Here is a 6,712-nt window from a genome sequence, read left to right as displayed (position 1 = left end):
GGCCGGATGCCGGCCTCCACCGCGCTGTCCGCCGGCACCTGTTTGCCGGCAAGCGCCAGCCGCCCGCCACCGGCCGATTCGAACCAGGTTTTCTCAAGCGTCGTCTTGAGCGAACCCGAGACGAAACTCATCGACGGCGAGCCGAGGAAGGAGGCGACGAACTTGTTGGCCGGCCTGTCATAAAGCTCCAGCGGCGCCCCGACCTGCTGGATCCTGCCGCGATCCATCACGACGATGCGGTCGGCCATGGTCATAGCCTCGATCTGGTCGTGGGTGACGTAGACGATCGTCGATTTCAGCCGCTGGTGCAGAGCCTTGATCTCGACGCGCATCTGCACGCGCAATTGTGCGTCGAGATTGGACAGGGGTTCGTCAAACAGGAACACAGACGGTTCGCGCACGATGGCGCGGCCCATGGCGACGCGCTGGCGCTGGCCGCCCGACAGCTGGCGGGGATAGCGGTCGAGATAGGAGAAGAGATTGAGGACCCCGGACGCCTTCTTGACCTTCTCATCGATTACCGTGCGCGTCTCGCCGCGTATCTTCGGGCCGAAACCGATATTGTCCGATGCCTTCAGATGCGGAAACAGCGCATAGGACTGGAACACCATGGCGATGTTGCGCTGCTGCGGCGGCAGCGCGTTGGCGCGCACGCCGCCGATCAACAGATCGCCGGAAGTGATCGTCTCCAGGCCGGCGAGCATGCGCAGCAAGGTCGACTTGCCGCAGCCGGACGGGCCGACCAGGACGACGAACTCGCCGCTCTTGATATCGAGGCTGATGTTCTCGAGGATCTTGTGCTGCCCGAAGGATTTCGACAGGTCGCGGAACTCGACGTCGGTCATGCTCACGCTCCCAATATGTCGTCGATGAAGGGCAGGCAACCGGCGGTCAGTCCCGCGTCCACGGGCATCACCACGCCTGTTACTCCCGATGCGCGATCGGACGCAAGGAAAGCGACGGCTTCCGCCACTTCCGCAGCGTTGACGATGCGACCGAGCGGATAGAGCCGCTGCAATTTGCCGAGGATTTCGGGATCCTTGGCAAGGCGGTGGTCCCAGGCGGCGGTGCGGATCGATCCGGGGCAGACGACATTGGCGCGCAGGCCGCTGCGGCCGAGCTCGACGGCGATCGCCTTGGCATAGGCGTTGATGCCGGCCTTGGCCGCGGCATAGGCGGGATTGCCGAAATGCGCGATGGCGTTGACCGAGGAGATGAAGACGACGCTGCCGGAGCCACGGCTGGCCATCGCCTTGACCAGCGGATCGGCGAAATTCATCACGCCGGTCAGGTTGAGGTCGAGTTCCTGCTCAATCCTGTCGGGGTTGAGCGCGGGGAGCGTCTCGGCGCGCGTCCAGCCGGCATTGTTGATGAGAATGTCGGGCACACCGTCCCGGTCGAGGATGGCGGCGATCGCTGTGGCTATCGACGCCTTGTCGAGAAGATCGAAGACGTGGCGGGCGGCAAAAAACGGGCTCTTCAACGCCTCGCTCGACTGGTCGCAGCCTACGACCCTGGCGCCCCTTTGCGCCATCAGCGCCACGATGGCCGTGCCGAGGCCGCCGCCCGCACCCGTCACAACGACAGTCTTGCCCTCGAATTCGGCCCTGCCTTCGAGTTCCGTTTGCGAAACCACCGTGCGTCATCCTCCGGGATCTTCGACAGGTCGGATCAGGCCTAGTCCACAAAATGTAATTAAGCAACAGAATAATCTGCTTGCAAGCCTTCAAATCCACGATAATGTAGGAAAGTAACATAAATCTTCTGCTTGGGTAACGAAGAGGCGCGCAGGCGCAAAAATCAAAATGGGAGAGTTCAAATGAGTCTTGCAAAATGGACTGTCGGCCTGATGGCCGGAATGAGCATGCTGGCAATTGCGGCGCAGGCGGATGCGGGCGAGGTGCGGGTCACCGTGGCCGAGTACAGCGCCAAGACTGGCCCATATTTCGACAGCGTCAAGAAGGAATTCGAGGCGGCGAACCCCGGCATCACGGTCAAGTTCGAAGTGGTGCCGTGGGATGTGCTGCTGCAGAAGCTGACCACCGACATCACCGCCGGCACCAATGCCGATCTGTCGATCATCGGCACGCGCTGGCTGATCGACTTCGTCCAGCAGGATGTCGCCGAGCCGCTCGACGGCTACATCAAGCCCGACTTCAAGGACCGCTTCATCGACACCTTCCTGTCGCCCTCGATCATGGATGGCAAGACCTACGGCCTGCCGATCGCTGCCTCGGCGCGCGCCATGTACTACAACAAGGAGCTGTTCGAGAAGGCCGGCATCGCCAAGCCACCGGCAAACTGGACCGAGCTGCAGGAAGATGCGCGCAAGATCAAGGCTCTGGGGTCCGGCACGTTCGGCTTCGGCCTGCAGGGCAAGGAGATCGAGACCGACGTCTATTACTACTATGCGATGTGGTCCTACGGCACGGAAATCCTCAACAAGGACGGCACTTCGGGCCTGAGCACGCCCGGCGCGCTTGAAGCCGCCAAGCTTTACAAGTCGATGATCGACGAAGGCCTGACCGAACCCGGCGTCACCTCCAACAACCGCGAGGACGTGCAGAACCTGTTCAAGCAGGGCAAGGTCGGCATGATGATCACCGCACCCTTCCTGTCCAACCAGATCAAGGACGAGGCGCCGAACCTGAAATACGGCGTTGCGGCCATTCCCGCCGGACCGACCGGCGCGCGCGGCACCTATGGCGTCACCGATTCCATCATCATGTTCAAGAACTCCAAGAACAAGGACGAGGCCTGGAAGCTGCTCGATTTCCTGTTCACCACGGAGCAGCGTGCCAAGTTCACACAGGGCGAAGGCTTCCTGCCGGTGAACAAGGAAGAGGCCAAGATGGACTACTACGTCAACAATGCCGATCTGGCCGCGTTCACCGCTCTGCTGCCCGACGCCCGCTTCGCGCCGGTCATCCCGGGCTGGGAAGAGGTCGCCCAGATCACGTCGGACGCCATGCAGAAGATCTATCTCGGCGGCGACCCCGAGGCAGGCCTGAAGGACGCGGCGGCCAAGGCCAATGCGGTGCTGAAGAAGTAGGGGGGCAGTGCTGAAGGAATAGGGCGTATCTCCCTGCGCCCGTGGCGCGCCCCAGATTCAGGCGGGGCGCGCCACATCTTGCAGCCTCGAGCAGAAAGATAGTTCGTCGATGTCAACGCCGCCCAGCCAGGCTCCTTTCCTCTCCCACCGGAGGGGGGAGAGGTGGCTCGGCGAAGCCGAGACGGAGTGGGGGAACCACCTGGCAGCCACCGCGAACGGATATAGGAAGAGCACCAGGCGCAAGTCTCGCCTTGCGCCCAAGGGGTCGACCCCCACTCCGTCGAGCTTCGCTCGACACCTCTCCCCCGATCGACGGGGGAGAGGAAAGGGGCCCTTCCGCAACTGCTGCGGAGAACGGACGAGCAGGTGAGGGCAGCGCCGACGGTTGCAAGGAATCCTGAAGCGGTGCCCTGAGAAGAACGAGGCCGGACCAAGTCAATCTGTCAAGCCAGCGAAATCCAATCTCCCCGCAACGCGGTACAAAGCCAGCCGATGCAAAATCGTTTCTTGCCCTATCTCCTGACCTTGCCCAGCCTGTTTCTGGCGGCGGTGGTCATCTTCTGGCCGGTCTGGGACCTGATCCAGATCTCGACGCATGACGTCAGCCGCTTCGGCCAGCTTCGTGACTTCAACGACTTCGCCAATTTCGCGGCACTCGCTGCCGATCCCGATTTCACGGCCGCGCTTTGGCGCACCGGCCAATGGACGGTGATGGTGGTCGGCGGCGCGCTTCTCTTGTCGATCCCGGTGGCGATGATCCTCAACACCGATTTCTATGGCCGCGGCATTGCCCGCGTCATCATCATGCTGCCCTGGGCGGTGTCGCTGACCATGACCGCGGTGGTCTGGCGCTGGGCGCTGAGCGGCGAAAGCGGCATGCTCAATTCGGCGCTGATCGGCCTCGGCCTCATCGATCACAACATCCAGTGGCTGGCGAGTGCCGAAACCGCCTTTCCGATGCAAGTGCTGATCGGCATCCTGGTGACGGTGCCGTTCACGACGACGATCTTCCTCGGCGGGCTGTCGTCGATCCCGGACGATCTCTACGAGGCGGCGGCGCTTGAAGGGGCGACGCCGCTGCAGCAGTTCCGCGAAATCACCTTTCCGCTCCTGAAACCGTTCATCAACATCGCCATCGTGCTCAACACCATCTACGTCTTCAATTCCTTCCCGATCATCTGGGTGATGACGCAGGGCGGTCCGGCCAACTCGACCGATATCCTGGTCACCCATCTCTACAAGCTGGCCTTCCGCATCGGCAAGCTGGGCGAAGCATCGGCGGTGTCGCTGGTGATGTTCGCCATCTTGCTGGTCTTCACCATGATCTATGTGCGGCTGGCGATGCGGGAGCAACGCGCATGACGAGCAAGCTCAAGCGTTCGATCATCGCCTGGCTGCTGCTGGCGCCGCTGATCGTGGTGACGCTCTTTCCCTTCGCGGTGATGTTCCTGACCGCAGTCAAGCCGAGACAGGAAGTGCTGTCGCCGACCTGGTGGCCGAGCGAATTCCGCTGGTCGAATTTTTCCGACATGTGGGTGGCGACCGGCTTCGGCCAGGCGTTGCTCAATTCGCTCTACGTGTCTGTGATCGCCACCGTCGGCGCCATCCTGATCTCGGTTCCGGCGGCCTATGCGATGTCGCGCTTCCGCTTTGCCGGCTACGGCGCCTTGCGCCAGTTCCTGCTGATTTCGCAGATGATCTCGCCGATCGTGCTGGTGCTCGGCCTGTTCCGGCTGATGGCGGCCTGGGGCCTGGTCGAGAGCACGACGGCGCTCGGCTTCATCTACATGGCCTTCAACGTCGCCTTCACGGTGTGGATGCTGCAGAGCTATTTCGACACCATCCCGCGCGATCTCGAGGAAGCCGCCTGGATGGAGGGCGCCGGCCGCTGGCTGACCTTGCGCAAGGTGTTCCTGCCGCTCTGCCTGCCGGCGATCGCGGTGACGGCGATCTTCACCTTCATCAACGCCTGGAACGAGTTCGTCGTGGCGCTCACCATGCTGCGCAGCCAGGAAAGCTACACGCTGCCGATCCAGGTGTTTTCGCTGGTCGCCGGCCGCTACACCATCGAATGGCATCACGTCATGGCCGCGACGCTGCTGGCGACCTTGCCGGTGGCCATCCTGTTCATCTGGCTGCAGCGCTACCTCGTCAGGGGCCTGGCGCTCGGGGCGGTCAAATAGCGCCTATTCAAGGACGGCGCTTTCATGCGCATTTTCACCGCCTCGCTGGCGACGGAAACCAACACCTTCTCGCCGGTGCCGACCGATAGGGCTTCGTTCGAGATGGCCTTCTATGCCGGGCCAGGCAAGCATCCGGAAACGCCGACGCTGTGCTCCTCGCCGATGGTGGCGCTACGCCGGCGTGCGGTGGCCGAAGGCCTCGACGTCATCGAAGGCACCGCCACCTGGGCGGAGCCGGGCGGCCTGGTGCAGCGGCAGACCTATGAGGCTCTGCGCGACGAGATTCTGGGCCAGCTCAAGGCGGCGCTGCCGGTCGATGCTGTCATCCTCGGCCTGCATGGCGCCATGGTGGCGCAAGGCTATGACGATTGCGAAGGCGATCTGCTCGAACGGGTTCGCGCAATGGTCGGGCCGGAGGTGGTGATCGCCGTGGAACTCGATCCGCACAGCCATCTGACACCGAAGCGCGTCGCGGCCTCCGACATTCTCGCCTATTTCCTCGAATTTCCGCACACCGATTTCTACGAGCGCGGCGAACATGTCGTCGAGCTTGGCCTGGCAGCAGTGCGCGGTGAGATCAACCCTGTGATTTCGACCTTCGACTGCCGCATGATCCAGGTGCTGCCGACCAGCCGCGAGCCGATGCGGTCCTTCGTCGATCGCATCAAGGCGCTGCACGGCAAGGACGGCGTGCTGTCGGTCTCCGTCATCCACGGCTTCATGGCGGCCGATGTGCCCGAGATGGGCACGCGCATCCTGGTCGTCACCGACAATGACAAGGCCAAGGGCGACGCGCTGGCGGAACGGCTCGGGCGGGAACTCTACGCGCTGCGCGAAAAGACGGCGATGACGATGCTGAGTGCTGCCGACGGCATCGATCGGGCGCTGGCCGTGCGCACAGAAAATCCGGGCAAGCCGGTGGTCATCGCCGATATCTGGGACAATCCCGGCGGCGGTGTGCCCGGCGACGGCACCTTCGTGCTGCGCCAGATGCTGGCGCGTGGCCTGGACAGGTTCGCCGTCGCGACCATCTGGGATCCGATTGCGGTCACCTTCTGCCTGGCGGCAGGCGAGGGCGCAGTCATCGACCTGCGCTTCGGCGGCAAGGCCGGGCCGCAAGCCGGCGAGCCGATCGATGCGCGCGTGCGCGTGCTGAAGGCGGTTGCGGAGGGCTGGCAGAGTTTCGGGCCAAGCCGGGTGACGCTTGGGCCGACGGCGCTGGTCCGCCTCGAAGGCACCGAGGTCGACATCATCCTCAACACCAACCGCACGCAGACTTTCGAGCCGGATATCTTTTCCAACATCGGCGTCGATCCGCTAGCCAAGGACATGCTGCTGATCAAGTCGACCAATCATTTCTACGCCGGCTTCGAGCCGATCGCCGCCGAGATCATCTATGTCTCGGCGCCGAGTTCGTATCCCAGCAATCCGGCGGTGACCGATTACAAGAAGCTGACAAGGCCGGTGTGGCCGAGGG

The 6,712-nt window shown here is 63.2% G+C and carries 6 protein-coding genes; 4 read left to right on the top strand and 2 right to left on the bottom strand.

Annotation, left to right across the window (positions count from 1 at the left end):
• Both EN969_RS11170 and EN969_RS11165 read right to left on the bottom strand, forming a co-directional pair.
• A partial coding sequence (locus EN969_RS11170) for an ATP-binding cassette domain-containing protein (protein WP_127419126.1) occupies nucleotides 1-845 on the bottom strand: 845 nt, incomplete at its 3' end.
• A gap of 2 nt (nucleotides 846-847) precedes the next feature.
• On the bottom strand, nucleotides 848-1,636 hold the full coding sequence (locus EN969_RS11165; protein ID WP_063169479.1) for an SDR family oxidoreductase: 789 nt from the start codon (nucleotides 1,634-1,636) through the stop codon (nucleotides 848-850).
• Between the two features lie 183 nt (nucleotides 1,637-1,819).
• Between EN969_RS11165 and EN969_RS11160 the strand changes: the two genes are divergently transcribed.
• The 4 genes from EN969_RS11160 to EN969_RS11145 form a co-directional block, all read left to right on the top strand.
• Nucleotides 1,820-3,052: a sugar ABC transporter substrate-binding protein gene (locus tag EN969_RS11160; RefSeq protein ID WP_013528982.1), complete on the top strand. Its 1,233-nt coding sequence runs from the start codon at nucleotides 1,820-1,822 to the stop codon at nucleotides 3,050-3,052.
• A 492-nt stretch (nucleotides 3,053-3,544) separates the two neighbouring features.
• Complete coding sequence (locus EN969_RS11155) at nucleotides 3,545-4,414, top strand: sugar ABC transporter permease (protein WP_024504714.1); 870 nt, start codon at nucleotides 3,545-3,547, stop codon at nucleotides 4,412-4,414.
• Nucleotides 4,411-5,235 (top strand): carbohydrate ABC transporter permease, encoded by an 825-nt coding sequence (locus tag EN969_RS11150; RefSeq protein WP_013528984.1) that lies wholly within the window; start codon nucleotides 4,411-4,413, stop codon nucleotides 5,233-5,235. The genes EN969_RS11155 and EN969_RS11150 overlap by 4 nt, the downstream gene beginning before the upstream one ends.
• 24 nt (nucleotides 5,236-5,259) lie before the next feature.
• A partial coding sequence (locus EN969_RS11145) for a M81 family metallopeptidase (RefSeq protein WP_164758217.1) occupies nucleotides 5,260-6,712 on the top strand: 1,453 nt, incomplete at its 3' end.

Origin of the sequence: Mesorhizobium sp. M7A.F.Ca.CA.003.01.2.1 (assembly GCF_003998945.1) — a bacterium.
Taxonomy (GTDB): Bacteria; Pseudomonadota; Alphaproteobacteria; order Rhizobiales; family Rhizobiaceae; genus Mesorhizobium; species Mesorhizobium ciceri.
Note: the sequence above shows the minus strand (reverse complement) of the source record. Positions and strands in the feature narration are given on the sequence as shown.